This is a genomic window from Vibrio sp. Y10_XG_PY6, assembly GCF_024181795.1.
Classification (GTDB): domain Bacteria; phylum Pseudomonadota; class Gammaproteobacteria; order Enterobacterales; family Vibrionaceae; genus Vibrio; species Vibrio diabolicus.
In genome coordinates this window covers 1,114,098-1,130,100 of record NZ_JAMZAQ010000001.1, presented here as the reverse complement: position 1 = coordinate 1,130,100, position 16,003 = coordinate 1,114,098, and the positions used below count along the sequence as shown (strand labels likewise).

Genomic DNA, 16,003 nt, shown 5'->3' with positions numbered 1-16,003 from the left:
CTAGGCATTACTCTAAGTGCTTAAATTGCAATGCCACAAGTCGCTGATACAACTCACAGCTTTGCATTAATGATTGGTGGTTACCAACATCGACTAACTCGCCATTGTCGAGCACCGCAATTTTATCCGCATGCTGGATAGTTGAAAGACGATGAGCAATGATAAGTGTTGTGCGTCCTTTCATCAGTGCTTCAAGTGCTTGCTGAACGTGATGTTCACTTTCACTATCAAGGGCGCTGGTAGCTTCGTCTAGTAGTAAGATTTTTGGATCTTTTAGAATCGCGCGGGCAATCGCAATGCGCTGCTTTTGACCACCTGATAGTCTAACGCCGCGCTCGCCTAAAAAGCTGTGATAGCCTTCGGGAAGCTTCTCAATAAACTCATGGGCATGAGCTTTTTTGGCGGCTTCGATGACTTGTTCATCCGTGGCTTCTGGATTGCCGTAGCGAATATTGTGGAACACATCATGGCTAAACAGCGCTGGCTGTTGTGGTACGAGTGCCATTTGGCGTCGAAGCTCTTTTGGGTCGAACTGTCGAATATCTTCGCCACCAAACAACACTTGCCCCTGTTGTGGGTCATAAAAGCGTTGCAGCAATTCGAATAGTGTTGTTTTACCTGCACCAGAAGGGCCAACCAACGCCAATACTTTGCCTTGTTCTGCGGTTAGATTTAATTCTTTGATAGCTGGTTGATTTGGGCGAGAAGGGTAGTTGAAACTCACCGAATTAAAGTTAACCTCAGCAGGTATGTCCGGACGGACAGGCAAATAGTTGCTTGGCGCTTTAATATCGCTGTCTACTTGAAGAATCTCAATCAGTCGCTCGGTAGCACCTGCGGCTCTTTGCAGTTCACCCATGACTTCGGAAATGGTTGCAGTCGATGAGGCAACCATAATGGCGTAAAACACAAACGCTGCTAGGTCTCCCGCAGACATCTTTCCGTGAATCACATCGCTGCCGCCAACCCAAAGCATGCCTGCAATTGCGCTGAACACAATCACAATAACGCCTGATATCAGGATTGCGCGTTGTTTTACTCTCTGTCTGCCCACTTCATACGCTTTTTCCACCTCGATAGCGAAAGCCGCTCGTTCGTACGGCTCTGAGCTAAAACTTTGCACGGTTTTAATATGTTCTATCGCTTCACCTGCGTAGCTGCCGACATCGGCCATTGAGTCTTGACTTTGGCGAGAGAGCGCACGCACGCGTCGTCCATAAAACAAAATCGGAACCAAAACCAAAGGCACAGAAGCAAGCACAATCAGCGTGAGCTTAACGTTGGTGGCAAACAACATTATGATGGCCCCAAAGCACATCAAAGCGCTACGCATCGCCATCGAGAACGATGAACCAATAATGCTTTGCAGCAACGTGGTATCGGTAGTCAGGCGCGACATAATATCGCCGCTACTGTTGGTCTCAAAATAGCTCGGATGCAGCGTAATCACATGGTTAAACACTGAAAGGCGAATATCCGCACTGACGCGCTCACCTACGGAAGAGACAAGGTAAAAGCGAAAGAAGGTCCCAATGGCAATACACAATGTGACACCGACAATAAACTGAATCGCATTGGTAAGCTCTTGCAATGATTGCTGAGCAAAGCCTTGGTCGATAAGAATACGTACTCCATAGCCAACGGATAACGTCAAACTTGCCGTCGCGACAAGGGCAACCAAAGCCGCCGCAACCCGCCATTTATAAGGTGCAATAAAGGTGTTGAGTTTAAGAAGAATGCTGAGATTTTTGTTATTTTTTCGGCTCATGAGTGACTCACAAAGCGTTTTAGGTACCTGGCATAGTAAGCCAGTTTGGTTGGTGAGACCAGCGAACTGCCGCATTCAGATTAGGAAGTTCACTGGGATAGCCAATATCGCATCGAAAATCACTTAAACGTCTAAGAGACGAGAATCAGCTTTTAGCTAGGAGGGGGTTAAGCACGGCTTTTGGCGAGTAGCTGGTCGACTTTTCCTTTTGCTGTTTTACTAACCGTTTGCATCAACTGAAAACTTGGCTTAACGATACCTGAGTTTTCTATCCCTTCGACCATTAAGAGCCAAAGCTTGGCTGTCATTTGCGCATCGGCTAGTGCACGGTGGAAAACACCGTCGTTGTCGATATTTTTATAGCGAACAAGTTCACCTAGCTTGTGTGATGGGGCATCTTGAATGAGCCGTCTTGCTACCAGTAAGGAGCAAGCAAACTCACCCGAATAACTACAGTTGATTCGTTCAAGCTCTGCATCTAAAAATCGTTTATCGAAGGACGCGTTGTGAGCGATAAGGTTTTCGCCTGCAATGAACTCACTAAATGACGCCATTACCTCTTCGCAGCTTGGTGCCGATCGCAACATATTGTTAGTAATGCCGGTGTAGTTCTCAATGAAAGAACTCACTCTGAAGCCGGGATTCATGAGTTGCTGAAAACTATCGACAACCTCGCCATCGACTAACTTTACTGCACCAATTTCTATTGCGCGATCACCTAAAGTAGGAGAGAGACCTGTGGTTTCAAAGTCGAGTACGACCACAGAGTTTGCTTGAGGCATAAAATTTTCCAGCTGAGTAATATTGCGCAAGAGTATTATCGAAAGCGACAGAAAAAGAAAGGCGAACCAATTGGTATATCTTTGTCGATGTAGATTCCAAAAAATCGACGCTACGTAATCAATATGAGAGTTTTATAACACGTTATTGGCGACACTTCATGTATTCTTAGCCGAAGCGAAGAAGAGGATTTATCAATGTCAAAAAGCTCCAAGCTTCACAATGAAGACAAACTGGTCAAGAAGGCACTAGAGATTGGTGGGAAGATGGCGAAACTACAAGGTTTTGACCTTCCACAGTCACCACAACCTCTGAGAGTAAAAGCGATTTACCTATTCTTGGTCGATGCAAAACAGATAACGCCACTACCGGAAAGTAAGCTAGACGGCGCAAGCATCAAACACCGACTGGCAGTATGGATACACAGTGCATTGCCAGACAACGACCCTCTAAAGTAGAAAACTCAAGAAGTCACATAGGTCATTACTTAACACAGGCCATTAATTAACAAGGCGAGCCAAATGGTTCGCCTTGTTTGATCTTGGCGAGTGCACCGAGGTCTTTTTTGCGTGGCGGTATCATTGATTTACAAAACAGAATCAAAAGGACTAAAGATAAATCCCGAGAAGCGCTACAATGCAGGCGTTGTGAGAGTGCAACCAAGATTACTCATTTACAGAAGCCTTGAAGTAACCATACATGTCTAAAGATTTCGAATTCACTACAGAATACATACTCGACAAACCTTTCTTTGCTGAGTGTTATGATCAAACTAGCCAGCCAACGAAGTTCCCACAAGCGTATCTAAAAGGGATACTATTTCTTGTCTTTGGTGTGGTCTTGTTAGAGTTTGAACTGCTACCTAACGGTTATGTCGGTTGGTTCTTTATCGTATTGAGTGTGATTGAAGCGTGCAGCGTTTACTTCAAAAGAACTTGGTGGCTGTGGCGTCAAACCATCAGCTCAAGTCGCGGCAGTAAAGTGGTTTTTGAAGTGAATGCAGATGGCGTGCGCTACAAAAGCGGTAAAGTTGACCGCAGCCTCGCTTGGAATGAAATCGACCAACTGGAACAAACTGATTTGGGCTTTATCCTTCATCTTGGTAAACAGCGCCAATACATCAGCAAATCCTGCTTAAACGAAGAAGTGATCGCGTTTATGGTAGAGCAGCACGCGGCATCGGAAGCGAGCTAAAAATCCTAAGATCAAAAAAGGCGAGCCAAGTGGTTCGCCTTTTTTGATCTTAGGATTTGGTATTCATGGGGTAGCCCTAATTCAGACTCAAGGTCTGAATCACTACACTCGATGTTTCAGTTGGGGCATTCCAGCAGGGTAAGCGAGACTAGGAATCTACTTACCACGCGTCAGGATCTTACATAAAAGAGCAAATATTTAGGAAGTCATTGAAATGATGTCAAGTAAGAATTCATAAAGAAGACGAATAAAAATATCTATGCAATCAATTAAATATCGTTTTTGAAGATTCTAAAACTTATCTGTATGGTGTGCGGATTATTGTGAATCACTACTTAGCAAACTTAGTTGATTAGCCTCTACGGTTAAATGTGACCCACAATTAAAGGGAGCATAGCCACATCATTTTATATCAATCAATTTAATATTAGGGTGTTAATGATAGTTTCCGCGTCGATATTTACGGTTGGATTTTTTAGGTTGGATGACAAAGGAATCTAAGGTGGAATTAGCTCAGAGGTGAACTCTAAATTGTCGTTGCGCTGTACATAATCCGACCGATTTTTAACATGTAAGACTTTACTAATGAATATTACAACTCTTCACAATGACCTAGGTGTAGCTGGCAAAGTTACTCTTTCCAAAACTGCATACCCAATTGAAGCATTGCTAAAAGTAGCGTATGACTTCACTGGCGAATTCTACGTATATATTGGTGAAAACGGTGAGAACTACGAAGTGAACATCGCTTTTGCTGATAACCGTAATCCATCTGCAGATGATGTGGTTGCTACGTGTGGTCGCTTCATGAATGAAGTTTGTGACCAAGCAGTTCGCCAGATCGTTCTAAAAGAAACTGGAGCTATTCGTGAAGCTATCGTATCCGCTGCGTTTGCTGAAGCAGCTAAGGGCATCGATAACAAACCAACTCAAGTACCTGGCGTTAATTATAAGTACAAAGATGATCCGCTAAACATCTTGGCTCAAAAAGGTTAGTTATGAGTTTCACACTATCTTTGACAACTTGCGACATGTCAGCTATCAGCGACGCACGCAAAGCATTTAAAGAGCACACTAAGGTTGATGTGCAGAAAAACCAAGGCACTGTATCTCTTGATTTCAAAGTGAACCAGGAATACGGCCCTGAAGAGAAGCAACAAGTAATTGGTTCTTTTCTTAACTACGTTCTACAAGCTACGGCTATTAAAAAGTTAAGTATCGATCATGGCTAAGTTCTTACCATTATCCGAATTCACTGATGCGGAAAGTTACCGCTTGATGCCTTTCAAGCTATCACGCTTCTCGGAAGAAGAGCACCTTATCAGTAATGACTTTGGTGAATGGATGCTCCTAAGCAACGAAGCGTTACAAGCATTGGTTAATAACCAACTGGTCCCAACATCAAAGCTTTACCGCGAACTGAAATCGAAGCACTTCATTTACAGCGGTGACATAACGCTAGGTATGGAAATCTTGGCATCTAAGCTAAAGACCAAGAAAGACTTTATTGTCGGTTTCAGCAAACTTCACATCTTCTGTATGACGCTACGTTGTAACCATAGCTGTTCTTACTGCCAGGTTAGCCGTAAGACAGAGAATGCGGACAAAGGTTGCTACGACATGAGCGATGAAGTTCTCGAACGCTCTATCGACATCATGCTGCAGAGTCCATCTATGTCCGTCACTATGGAATTCCAAGGCGGTGAATCTCTACTAGCTTTAAACCAGGTTAAGAAAGCGGTACTACTGGCGAAAGAAAAGAATGAGCACGTAGGTAAAGAAATCGTATTTGTTATCTGCACGAATCTTACGAACGTTACTCGCGAAGACCTTGAATTCTTCAAAGAGCATAACGTAGAAATCTCTACTTCCCTTGATGGTCATGCTGCGCTACACAACCTGAACCGTCCTACGTCGGGCGGCAATAGCTACGAAAAAGTGATCCGTAGCTTTGATATGGTTCGTGAGATGTATGGTGAACTTCGCTTGTCTGCACTTATGACGACAACCAAAGAATCACTCAATTACCCGAAAGAGATTATTGACGAGTACGTTCGCCAAGGCCTACACCAAGTCTTTATCCGTGAACTTAACCCGTACGGTTTCGCGGAGAAAGCCGCGCGTAAGATCGGCTACACAACAGATGAATTCCTACAGTTCTACAAGGAAATGTTGGATTGTGTCATTGAAATAAATAAGAAAGGCATTCCTTTTGAAGAGTGTTTCGCTGGTCTAATTCTGCGCAAGCTTATGACACCTTGGAGCATTGGGTTTGTTGATCTGCAGAGCCCAACAGGAACCGGCTTCAACGTAACGCTGTACAACTACAACGGTAAGGTTTACCCAAGCGATGAATCCCGCATGATGGCCGAAACTGGCGATGATACTTTCTGCTTAGGCAATGTATTGACAGATAGCTACGAGCAGTTGTTCTTTGGTGAGCCAATGCAACTAATCGCGTCAGCAGCTTTGAACGAAGCATTGCCGGCTTGTAGCGATTGTGCATACGCACCATTTTGTGGTTCGGAGCCGGTTCGTCGCCTGCAGACTCAAGGTGATGTGGTTGGCCACCGTCCAACTGATTCATATTGCTACCGTAACAAAGCTATCATCCAGCACATTATTAACTTGTGGCTGAATGGTGATGCAGAAACAAAAGCAATCATGTTGCGTTGGATGCGAGGTTAATTGTGGAAAAGTTCAAAGTAGCGCTGAAGTCGGAGACGACTGGTATCCAGGGCGAACAACTAGGTTTAGCTGTATGCTCATGGTCTGACGATTATCAGGGCAAAAACGTACTGTACTACTACAAAGGTGGTGAGCTAGATCAAACGATGTTGGAGAAGGCTTCCCTTATTGTTACCAAACAACCAGTAGGCGAAGTAAGTTTACCTGTGGTAAAGATTGATTACGATTACTTGGTAGAAGGTTCAGTACTGCAGATCGCACCAAGTGGTAAAATCCGCGTGATGTTTAACCCAGAGTCGGGCAACAATGCGCTGTTCGTTACGGACGCGTGTAATAACTATTGTGTCATGTGTCCGCAACCACCTAAGCCGGTCTCAATTGAGCACTGTACTGATTACTTGTTAGAGATTATATCTCTGATTCGTGAATGCGATGCACCAGAATCACTTGGGATCACTGGCGGTGAGCCGACAATGATTCGCGAAGGCTTGATCGAGGTGATTAGCAAAGCATCAGAGAAATTTCCCGAAACAGTTATCCAACTGCTATCAAATGGCCGTTTCTTTGCTTACCGCGACTACACGAAAGAGCTGGGCGCTACGACTAAGAAGTTGTTCGTAGGTATCCCGCTGTTCGGCGCAACTTCAGATATCCACGATTACATTGTTCAAGCCAAAGGCGCATTTGAGCAAACTATCAATGGTATTTATGAGTGTAAGCGCCAAGGCATCGAAGTAGAATTGCGCGTCGTTCTTCACAAACATACTGTAGAAGAGTTGGACCTATTAGTTGAGTTTATTCATCGCAACTTACCATTCGTGAACCACGTAGCCCTAATGGGGATGGAGAACATGGGTTTTGCGAAGATGAACTACAAAGATTTGTGGATCGATCCGGTTGAGTATAAAGCAAAGCTATCCCGTGTGGTTGGGATGCTCACTCTGTTTGGTATGAACGTGTCTGTCTTCAACCTACCGTTTTGCCTTGTCGATCCATCAATTTGGAATCATTGCCGTCAAAGTATTAGTGATTTCAAAACTGCGTACCACCCATCTTGTGAGTTGTGCAGTATGAAGCTGGAATGTGCCGGTTTCTTCTCATCAACGAACGAAAAGTTCTTGTTAACAGATACAATTAATATCGTGCCAGTGGAGGCATAATGAAACTACCATCTCTAAAGAAAAGTGGTGATAAATCACCTATTCATAAAATCAAAACTCTAGTTACCAGCGTTCTAGCAGCTACACTATCTTTTGGTGCAGCAGCAGCGCCAGCGAGTACGCCAATCACTGAAGCTAGTTCTATCCTATCTACTCTACAAGTAGACGGCCAAGCGCGTGTGATCAACCTAGCTCCGACTGAAGGTGAGAACCTACTAGCGGCACATTACAGCCACCGTTCTCACTCCAGCCATAGCTCACACCGTTCGCATAGTTCACACAGCAGTCACTACTCATACGTGTACTAATACAGTTCAAGTTCTAAAAGAATGAAGGGAATGGTGGCTTAGCTGCCCATATAAAAAAGGCGAACCAAACGGTTCGCCTTTGTCGATTTAGAGACTACAAAAATTAATCTTCGTAGTTATCGATGCTTGGGCACGAGCAGATTAGGTTACGGTCGCCGTATACGTTATCTACGCGGTTTACTGTTGGCCAGTACTTCCAAGATTTGGTCGCTTTAGAAGGGAAGCAGCCAAGCTCGCGAGAGTAAGGACGGTCCCACTCTTCAGCAGAAAGGTCAACTTGCGTGTGTGGTGCGTTAACAAGTGGGTTGTTATCCAGTGGCCATTCACCGTTTTTCACTTTTTCCATTTCTTCGCGGATAGCGATCATCGCATCACAGAAGCGGTCTAGCTCTTCTAGATCTTCCGATTCCGTTGGCTCAACCATTAGCGTGCCCGCTACAGGGAACGACATAGTTGGTGCGTGGAAACCGTAGTCCATTAGACGCTTCGCAATGTCTTCTTCGCTGATGCCTGTTTCTTCTTTCAGTGGACGGATGTCGATAATACATTCGTGCGCTACACGACCATTTTTGCCACGATAAAGAACAGGGTAGTGTTGGCGAAGTGTTTCCATCACGTAGTTTGCGTTCAGAATTGCTACTTTTGTTGCATCTGTTAGGCCTGCTTCGCCCATCATTGCGATGTAAGCCCAAGAGATCGGTAGGATAGAAGCGCTACCCATATCTGCTGCTGATACTGCAAAATCTTCGCCTTCTACGCCGTCTTCAATATGGCCTGGTAGGAAAGGCGCTAGGTGAGATTTCACACCGATAGGACCCATACCCGGACCGCCACCACCGTGCGGGATGCAGAAGGTTTTGTGTAGGTTTAGGTGAGAAACGTCTGAACCAATAAAGCCTGGTGATGTTAGACCAACCTGCGCGTTCATATTCGCGCCGTCTAGGTAAACCTGACCGCCAGCGGCATGAACCATTTCACACACTTCTTTCACTTTCTCTTCGTAAACGCCGTGCGTAGAAGGGTAAGTGATCATAATGCTTGATAGGTTATCTTTGTGCTTCTCGATTTTCGCTGCTAGGTCGTCGATGTCGATGTTGCCTTCTTCATCACACTTAACCACGACAACTTTCATTGACACCATAGATGCTGTCGCAGGGTTAGTACCGTGCGCAGAGCTTGGGATCAAACATACGTTGCGGTGACCTTCGCCACGGCTTTCGTGGTAGCGTTGAATCGCGATAAGACCTGCATACTCACCAGATGCACCAGAGTTTGGCTGAAGTGAGAATGCGTCGTAGCCTGTGATCTCACAAAGCTTCTCTTTTAGATCTTTCGCTAGTGCTGCATAGCCCGCCGCTTGTTCTGCTGGCGCGAATGGGTGGATAGAACCAAACTCAGGCCAAGTGATTGGGATCATCTCTGCTGCTGCGTTCAGCTTCATCGTACAGCTGCCTAGTGGGATCATGCCATGCGTTAGCGAGAAGTCTTTGTTCTCTAGCTGTTTCAGGTAACGCATCATTTGCGTTTCGCTATGGTGCGTATTGAATACAGGGTGAGTCAGGTATTCTGTTGTGCGGCGTAGCGCTTCTGGAATTGCCGCAAACTCGTTGCCTGCGATTTCCGTCGATAGTGCTGCTACGTCTTCTTTTACACCAAAGACTGCAAATAGTGCTTCTACATCAGCGACCGTGGTTGTTTCGTCACAGCTAATACCTAGCTTGCCTGGTAGTAGACGTAGGTTGATGTCTGCTGAAAGTGCTTTTGCGTAAAGCTCTTCTGTTTTTGAACCTGTGTTGATCGTGATGGTATCGAAGAAGCTGTTATGAGCAAGTTCAAAGCCACCTTTGGTTAGGCCAGCGGCGATAATCGCAGTCATATGGTGTGTACGGCGAGCAATAGTGCGTAGACCTTCTGCGCCGTGGTAAACCGCGTAGAAAGACGCCATGTTAGCTAGCAATGCTTGAGCGGTACAGATGTTCGATGTCGCTTTTTCGCGGCGGATATGCTGCTCACGAGTTTGCATTGCCATGCGCAGTGCTTGGTTACCGTTAGTATCGATAGAAACACCGATAACACGACCTGGCATGGTACGCTTGTGTTTGTCACGCGTTGCCATGAATGCCGCGTGTGGACCGCCGTAACCCATAGGAACGCCAAAACGTTGTGCAGAACCGATTGCTACGTCTGCGCCCATTTCACCAGCAGGCTTCAATAGGGTAGAAGCAAGCAGGTCAGTCGCAACAGTGACAAGCGTTTTGTTTGCTTGCGCTTTTGCGATGATGTCCGTTAGGTCACGAACTTCACCTGTTGTGCTTGGGTATTGAACTAAAGCGCCGAACACGTCTTGCTCTGGTAGGGATTCTAGCGAACCAACCAGAACTTCAAAGCCGATGAATTTTGCACGAGTTTTTACTACTTCTAGCGTTTGTGGGTGAACATCGTCAGCCACAAAGAATACGTTACTCTTGCTCTTACCTGCGCGCTTACACAGAGTCATTGCTTCTGCTGCCGCTGTTGCTTCGTCTAGCAATGAGGCGTTCGCGATTTCCATACCAGTTAGGTCGATGATCATTTGTTGGAAGTTTAAAAGGGCTTCCAAGCGACCTTGAGAAATTTCAGGTTGGTAAGGTGTGTAAGCAGTATACCAGCCAGGGTTTTCTAGCACGTTACGTAGAATGACGTTTGGAGTAAACGTGTTGTAGTAGCCCTGGCCAATGAATGTACGTTTAATTTGGTTTTGTTTAGCAAACTGCTTCATCGTCACTAGCATGTCTGCTTCGCTTTTCGCTTCTGCCAACGTCATTGGTTGCTCTAGGCGAATTTGTGCAGGCACAGTTTCTTCGATGAGGGCGTCAAGGCTTACCGCGTTGATGGCATCCAACATTTTTTGTTGGTCTGATTTGCTTGGTCCGTTGTGGCGTCCAACGAACTCATTTTGTGTGCTGAGGCTTTGAAGTAATTCAGTCATTGTCCTTTACCTACTCCTTGGCTCGGGTAACGGAAATGGTCGTTAGTGACACATTTAATTATACGTCCGAACCTAGAAAAAAAGCTGCTCTCTAAACAGGCTAGGGAACAGCTTTCGTCACATCCTAATTACTCTTCTTCGATAGAGTTTAGGTATTCTTCCGCGTCTTTTAAGTCATCCAACTCAGATGGGTTTGAAAGCTTCACTTTCACAATCCAACCACCTTCGTACGGTTCTTCGTTGATTAGCTCTGGGCTGTCTTCTAGTTCTTCGTTGATTTCTACGATTTCACCGGTAACAGGAGAGTAGATATCTGACGCTGCTTTTACAGACTCAACCAAAGAGAAGCTTTCACCTGCTTCTACTTCGTCTTCTACGTCTGGTAGGTCAACGAATACTACGTCACCCAACATTTCTTGCGCATGCTCAGAAATACCAAGTGTTACTGTGCCGTCACCGTTGTCACGTACCCACTCGTGGCTATCTGTAAACTTCAGTGTTTTGTCCATTGCTTAATCTCCAAATAACTTGTCAGGAATTATTGTGATTTTTAAAAAATCGTTTATTGGTAAAGAGGGAAGCGACTGCAAAGTTCTTTTACTTCTTTGCGAACGCGTTTTTCAACGTCTGCGTCACCTTCTGGGTTGTTCACCAAACCATCCAGCACGTCACCTATCCAATTACCGATGAGTTTGAATTCTTCAGCGCCAAAGCCGCGGCTTGTACCCGCAGGCGTTCCTAAACGGATGCCCGATGTAATCATAGGCTTCTCTGTATCGAATGGGATGCCATTTTTGTTACATGTGATCCCAGCACGTTCTAGAGCTTCTTCTGCTTTGTTGCCTTTCAAGCCCTTAGGGCGAAGGTCAACCAGCATTAGGTGCGTGTCTGTGCCACCAGTTACGATGTCGCAACCGCGAGTTTGCAATACTTCCGCTAGGACTTTTGCGTTATTGATCACCGAATCAATATAAGTTTTAAATTCAGGGCCAAGCGCTTCTCCAAATGCAACCGCTTTTGCTGCGATAACGTGCATCAGTGGGCCGCCTTGTAGGCCAGGGAATACGGCCGAGTTGATTTTCTTAATGATGTCTTCGTGGTTAGTCAGGATCATACCGCCGCGAGGGCCACGCAATGTTTTGTGTGTTGTGGTTGTCACAACATGCGCATGTGGCAATGGGCTAGGGTGTGCACCTGTTGCGATAAGGCCAGCAATGTGCGCCATATCGACCATAAGAATTGCGCCAACTTCGTCAGCGATTTCACGGAACTTAGCAAAATCGATAACGCGTGGAATAGCACTGCCACCCGCGATGATCATCTTTGGTTTGTGCTCTACTGCAAGTGCACGAACGTGGTCGTAGTTGATTTCTAGTGTTTCGCGATCAACGCCGTATTGAACTGCGTTAAACCATTTACCAGAAAGTGCTGGGCGTGCACCGTGTGTTAGGTGGCCACCAGCGTCCAAAGACATGCCAAGAATGGTGTCACCTGGTTGAAGAAGAGCCAGTTTCACCGCACCATTTGCTTGAGCGCCTGAGTGAGGTTGAACGTTTGCGTATTCGCAATTAAAAAGTTTTTTCGCGCGTTCGATGGCAATGGCTTCCACTGTATCTACGTGCTCACAACCACCGTAGTAACGACGACCTGGATAACCTTCAGCGTATTTGTTTGTTAGGCATGTGCCTTGAGCTTGCATTACCGCTTTAGAAACAATGTTCTCAGAAGCGATAAGTTCGATTTGTTCGTTTTGGCGAGCGGATTCCGCCTGAATTCCAGCAAAGACAGCATCATCTGTCGCAGAGAGGTTGGTAGAGAAAAAGTTTTCCAAGCTGTGGTTAGGGTAACTCTTATTCATGGTAGTTGACCTTCCAAATCTTAAAATGAACCCGCAATAGATGAATTATGATTTGCGGTTGTGGTTCATTTGTCCTCAAAACAGCTGAACTGCATAGCAGAACAGAGTGAACATCCGGCCCTAAATGTGGGCAAAAACTCCGTCGGATTGCGTGTTTCCTTTACCAATCTCTTACGGAAATATGCATCTCTACATCTAACAAGTTGGTAACATAGCGCCTGCGGCGGGAACAATCAACCAAAAATTTCCTATAGGAAACAAGATTTCAAAATTTGTTAACAAGAGCACGGTTTAATTCACTTGGTGGACTTTTATCCACTATGTGCTTCATGCACAATGCTAGTAGGACAAAAATAAGGATATCTATAGAGGGATTTATGGCAGAAAGTATTTACGATGAATACCCATCGATGACGTTAGCGAAAGAGCAAAATGATCAAAATATCGAGCCATTAAAGCTGGGTCAGCGTATCAAGGATATCCGCTCAAAACTTGGTATTACACTAGAAGAAGCCAGTCAGCGAACAGGGCTTGCTCGTTCTACACTGAGTAAAATAGAAAATGAGCAGATTTCTCCGACATTTCAAGCAATGCAAAAATTGGCGCTTGGCTTACAAATTGATATGCCGCAACTCTTTGAGCCACCTAGAAAAAAGGTTGCGACAGGGCGTAGGGATGTTACCAAGAAGAATGAAGGCAAACCACACCCAACGCAAACCTATGAACATGAACTGCTCGCTACTCAACTTTCCAATAAGAAAATGATGCCGTTTAAGAGCCAAATTCGTGCTCGCAGTTTTGATGAATACAAAGACTGGGTTCGTCATGATGGCGAAGAATTTCTGCTTATCTTATCTGGTGAGGTCATGTTCTATTCTGAGTTCTACGAACCTGTGGTTCTAAGCGAGGGCGACAGCGTCTATTACGATGCGAACATGGGACATATGTTGACCAGTGTTAGCGAGGAAGATGCGCACATTTTGTGGGTGACAGCCAAATAGTGATAAATAATTGTAAATTTCCTATAGTGAAAGCAAACGATTGCTGTTGGTGGTCGTTATGATGAAAAGGCGCTTTTTTGATGAGAACACACTCATTAAAGCGCTTTTTTTTGTACGATTTGTTGTGATTAAAATGTTAAGAGTCACACTTTTGCAAGTCGATCTACGTCTTGTTCGTGCAAAATAGAATGAGCCGTGTTTATTATTGGAAACACATCGAATGCCGATAGCATTCTCGGGTCTATCTAAATGGAGACGAAAATGACTCAAGAACTACTGAAAACACCACTACACGCACTTCACGTTGAAGTTGGTGCCAAAATGGTCCCGTTCGCGGGTTACGATATGCCTGTTCAGTATCCTCTAGGCGTAAAAAAGGAACACTTACACACTCGTGATGCGGCAGGTCTGTTTGATGTTTCTCATATGGGACAACTTCGCCTAATTGGTGACGGTGCAGCTGCGTTCCTAGAAACATTAGTGCCAGTAGATATTGTGGATCTTGAGTCTGGTAAACAGCGTTATGCGTTCTTCACTAATGAAGAGGGCGGCATCATGGATGACTTGATGGTAGCGAACCTAGGCGATCATCTTTTTGTGGTTGTGAACGCGGCATGCAAAGAACAAGACATTGCACACCTACAATCGCATTTGCCATCTGGTGTTGAGTTAGAAATTATTGAAGACCGTGCTCTGCTTGCGATCCAAGGCCCTAAAGCGGCAGCTGTATTGGCGCGTTTTGCCCCAGAAGTTTCTGACATGCTGTTCATGGATATTCGTAAAGTCGATATTTTAAGCGCCGAATGCATTGTTTCTCGTAGTGGCTACACTGGCGAAGATGGTTACGAGATCTCGGTTCCTGCTGACAAGGCAGAAGAACTCGCACGTAAACTGACCGCGGAAGAGGAAGTTGAATGGATTGGCCTTGGTGCTCGTGATTCACTTCGTCTTGAGTGTGGTCTTTGCCTATACGGTCATGACCTAGACACAACAACTACGCCTGTAGAAGCAAGCTTGTTATGGGGCATCCAAAAGGTTCGTCGTATCGGCGGTGAACGTGAAGGTGGTTTCCCAGGTGCGGATATTATTCTTAAGCAGATCGAGACCAAAGATGTGGCGCGCAAGCGTGTCGGTTTGGTCGGCCAAACTAAAGCACCAGTCCGTGAAGGCGCGGAATTGTTTGATGCTGATGGCGTTAAAATTGGCGTTGTCACCAGCGGCACTGCGGGTCCAAATGCAGGTAAGCCTGTCTCAATGGGTTATGTGCGTGCTGATCTTGCTGCGATTGGTACCGAATTGTTCGCTGAAGTACGCGGTAAAATGCTACCAATGACGGTTGAGAAAATGCCGTTTGTACCGCAACGTTACTACCGCGGTTAGGTTACCCATTATTGTCATTCTTCGCGTATTCGCGAGGCAAGAAACAAGCAAAAATGCCGAGCTTTCTAGCTCGGCATTTTTATGTATATCGGTTTTATTTATACGCTTGGAAGTTATCGTAGTTTCTGCAGCCTTATCCGACCGCTTTGTCGATTGTACAACACATGTCGATAACGATATCTTCAAGTTTTTCCGGATGAATCATGTCTTCTTTTGCAATCCCAAACTGAGACGCCATGATCGTATTGAACAACTCCCAATGTTTGATCAGCATTTTTTCGCGATTATCAGCGATGTCAGGCCATGTCTCTTGCATCATCGGAGTAAGACTGATTGCACCATGTGCAAAAATCAACATCTGCCACTTTGATTCCCACTGATCAAATTGGGCGTTAGGGTTTTCACTGTTGTACTGCTCAAAAATTCCGGTAAATATCGCAGCAAACTCATCTTTTGACTTTAAGAAATACTGCAGCAGGGCACCATCATCGCCTTGGCGAATAGCATCAGCGATCATCTGTACTGGGTGAGGATTAACGAGCGCAAATGCCAGCATGCGAACCATGAACAGATAAATTTTTCTATTCGAAGGTGTGTTCTCTGGCATCTCATTGATTAATTCGGCCATATAGCACTGCATGAATTCATCCATCGCGTCGCTAACCGCTTGCCAAATCTTTTCTTTGCTGCCGAAGTGGTGACGGATCAAACTATGTGAAACACCAGCCTTTTCACTGATATTGCGCAGTGAGACACGCTCGTAACCAAGTTCACAAAACATATCTGCTGCCACCTTAAGGATCAGACACTTAGTTTGTTCTGCGGCTTCAGCACTTCTACGCCCCTGCTTTCTTTCATTCATAGTTCGAATTTTCCCGAATATTGATCAACGCGCTTA

The 16,003-nt window shown here is 45.3% G+C and carries 15 protein-coding genes; 9 read left to right on the top strand and 6 right to left on the bottom strand.

Going from position 1 to position 16,003, the window contains the following annotated elements; all coding sequences use genetic code 11:
- Positions 1-7: 7 nt before the first annotated feature.
- Together NL644_RS04955 and NL644_RS04950 are read right to left on the bottom strand one after the other, a co-directional pair.
- A complete protein-coding gene (locus tag NL644_RS04955; RefSeq protein WP_253658090.1) occupies positions 8-1,768 on the bottom strand; it encodes an ABC transporter ATP-binding protein/permease in 1,761 nt (586 codons plus the stop codon).
- 167 nt (positions 1,769-1,935) lie between these two features.
- A complete protein-coding gene (locus NL644_RS04950; RefSeq protein ID WP_170892646.1) occupies positions 1,936-2,550 on the bottom strand; it encodes a PolC-type DNA polymerase III in 615 nt (204 codons plus the stop codon).
- 195 nt (positions 2,551-2,745) lie between these two features.
- Here NL644_RS04950 and NL644_RS04945 point away from each other — a divergent pair, with 195 nt between their 5' ends.
- The 7 genes from NL644_RS04945 (at position 2,746) to NL644_RS04915 (ending at position 7,898) form a co-directional block, all read left to right on the top strand.
- The gene (locus tag NL644_RS04945; protein ID WP_005376453.1) at positions 2,746-3,006 is read left to right on the top strand and encodes a DUF5062 family protein; all 261 of its coding nucleotides are present in this window, start codon (positions 2,746-2,748) and stop codon (positions 3,004-3,006) included.
- Between the two features lie 241 nt (positions 3,007-3,247).
- Positions 3,248-3,742 carry a YcxB family protein gene (locus tag NL644_RS04940; protein WP_253658089.1) on the top strand — a complete coding sequence of 165 codons (495 nt, stop codon included), beginning with the start codon at positions 3,248-3,250 and terminating at the stop codon, positions 3,740-3,742.
- A 585-nt stretch (positions 3,743-4,327) separates the two neighbouring features.
- A complete protein-coding gene (gene hxsD, locus NL644_RS04935; RefSeq protein ID WP_237310999.1) occupies positions 4,328-4,738 on the top strand; it encodes a His-Xaa-Ser system protein HxsD in 411 nt (136 codons plus the stop codon).
- 2 nt (positions 4,739-4,740) lie between these two features.
- Positions 4,741-4,974 (top strand): hypothetical protein, encoded by a 234-nt coding sequence (locus NL644_RS04930; RefSeq protein WP_253658088.1) that lies wholly within the window; start codon positions 4,741-4,743, stop codon positions 4,972-4,974.
- Complete coding sequence (hxsB, locus tag NL644_RS04925) at positions 4,967-6,430, top strand: His-Xaa-Ser system radical SAM maturase HxsB (protein ID WP_253658087.1); 1,464 nt, start codon at positions 4,967-4,969, stop codon at positions 6,428-6,430. The genes NL644_RS04930 and hxsB overlap by 8 nt, the downstream gene beginning before the upstream one ends.
- 2 nt (positions 6,431-6,432) lie before the next feature.
- Positions 6,433-7,590 (top strand): His-Xaa-Ser system radical SAM maturase HxsC, encoded by a 1,158-nt coding sequence (hxsC, locus tag NL644_RS04920; protein WP_104025930.1) that lies wholly within the window; start codon positions 6,433-6,435, stop codon positions 7,588-7,590.
- Entirely contained in the window at positions 7,590-7,898 is a 309-nt protein-coding gene (locus NL644_RS04915) for a hypothetical protein (RefSeq protein ID WP_237311001.1), read from the top strand. The genes hxsC and NL644_RS04915 overlap by 1 nt, the downstream gene beginning before the upstream one ends.
- A 103-nt stretch (positions 7,899-8,001) precedes the next feature.
- Here NL644_RS04915 and gcvP read toward each other — a convergent pair whose 3' ends face one another.
- The 3 genes from gcvP to NL644_RS04900 all read right to left on the bottom strand — a co-directional run bounded on the left by gcvP (position 8,002) and on the right by NL644_RS04900 (position 12,724).
- Entirely contained in the window at positions 8,002-10,866 is a 2,865-nt protein-coding gene (gene gcvP, locus NL644_RS04910; protein ID WP_237309288.1) for an aminomethyl-transferring glycine dehydrogenase, read from the bottom strand.
- Between the two features lie 128 nt (positions 10,867-10,994).
- Positions 10,995-11,375, bottom strand: a complete 381-nt coding sequence (gene gcvH, locus NL644_RS04905) for a glycine cleavage system protein GcvH (RefSeq protein WP_046876056.1) — start codon at positions 11,373-11,375, stop codon at positions 10,995-10,997.
- A 53-nt stretch (positions 11,376-11,428) separates the two neighbouring features.
- Complete coding sequence (locus NL644_RS04900; RefSeq protein ID WP_167427465.1) at positions 11,429-12,724, bottom strand: serine hydroxymethyltransferase; 1,296 nt, start codon at positions 12,722-12,724, stop codon at positions 11,429-11,431.
- 377 nt (positions 12,725-13,101) lie between these two features.
- Between NL644_RS04900 and NL644_RS04895 the strand changes: the two genes are divergently transcribed.
- Together NL644_RS04895 and gcvT are read left to right on the top strand one after the other, a co-directional pair.
- Positions 13,102-13,725: a helix-turn-helix domain-containing protein gene (locus NL644_RS04895; RefSeq protein WP_005395176.1), complete on the top strand. Its 624-nt coding sequence runs from the start codon at positions 13,102-13,104 to the stop codon at positions 13,723-13,725.
- A 261-nt stretch (positions 13,726-13,986) separates the two neighbouring features.
- The gene (gene gcvT / locus NL644_RS04890) at positions 13,987-15,105 is read left to right on the top strand and encodes a glycine cleavage system aminomethyltransferase GcvT (RefSeq protein WP_253658086.1); all 1,119 of its coding nucleotides are present in this window, start codon (positions 13,987-13,989) and stop codon (positions 15,103-15,105) included.
- Between the two features lie 133 nt (positions 15,106-15,238).
- Here gcvT and vdeR read toward each other — a convergent pair whose 3' ends face one another.
- The gene (gene vdeR / locus NL644_RS04885; protein ID WP_006742273.1) at positions 15,239-15,967 is read right to left on the bottom strand and encodes an efflux transporter transcriptional repressor VdeR; all 729 of its coding nucleotides are present in this window, start codon (positions 15,965-15,967) and stop codon (positions 15,239-15,241) included.
- Positions 15,968-16,003: the final 36 nt, after the last annotated feature.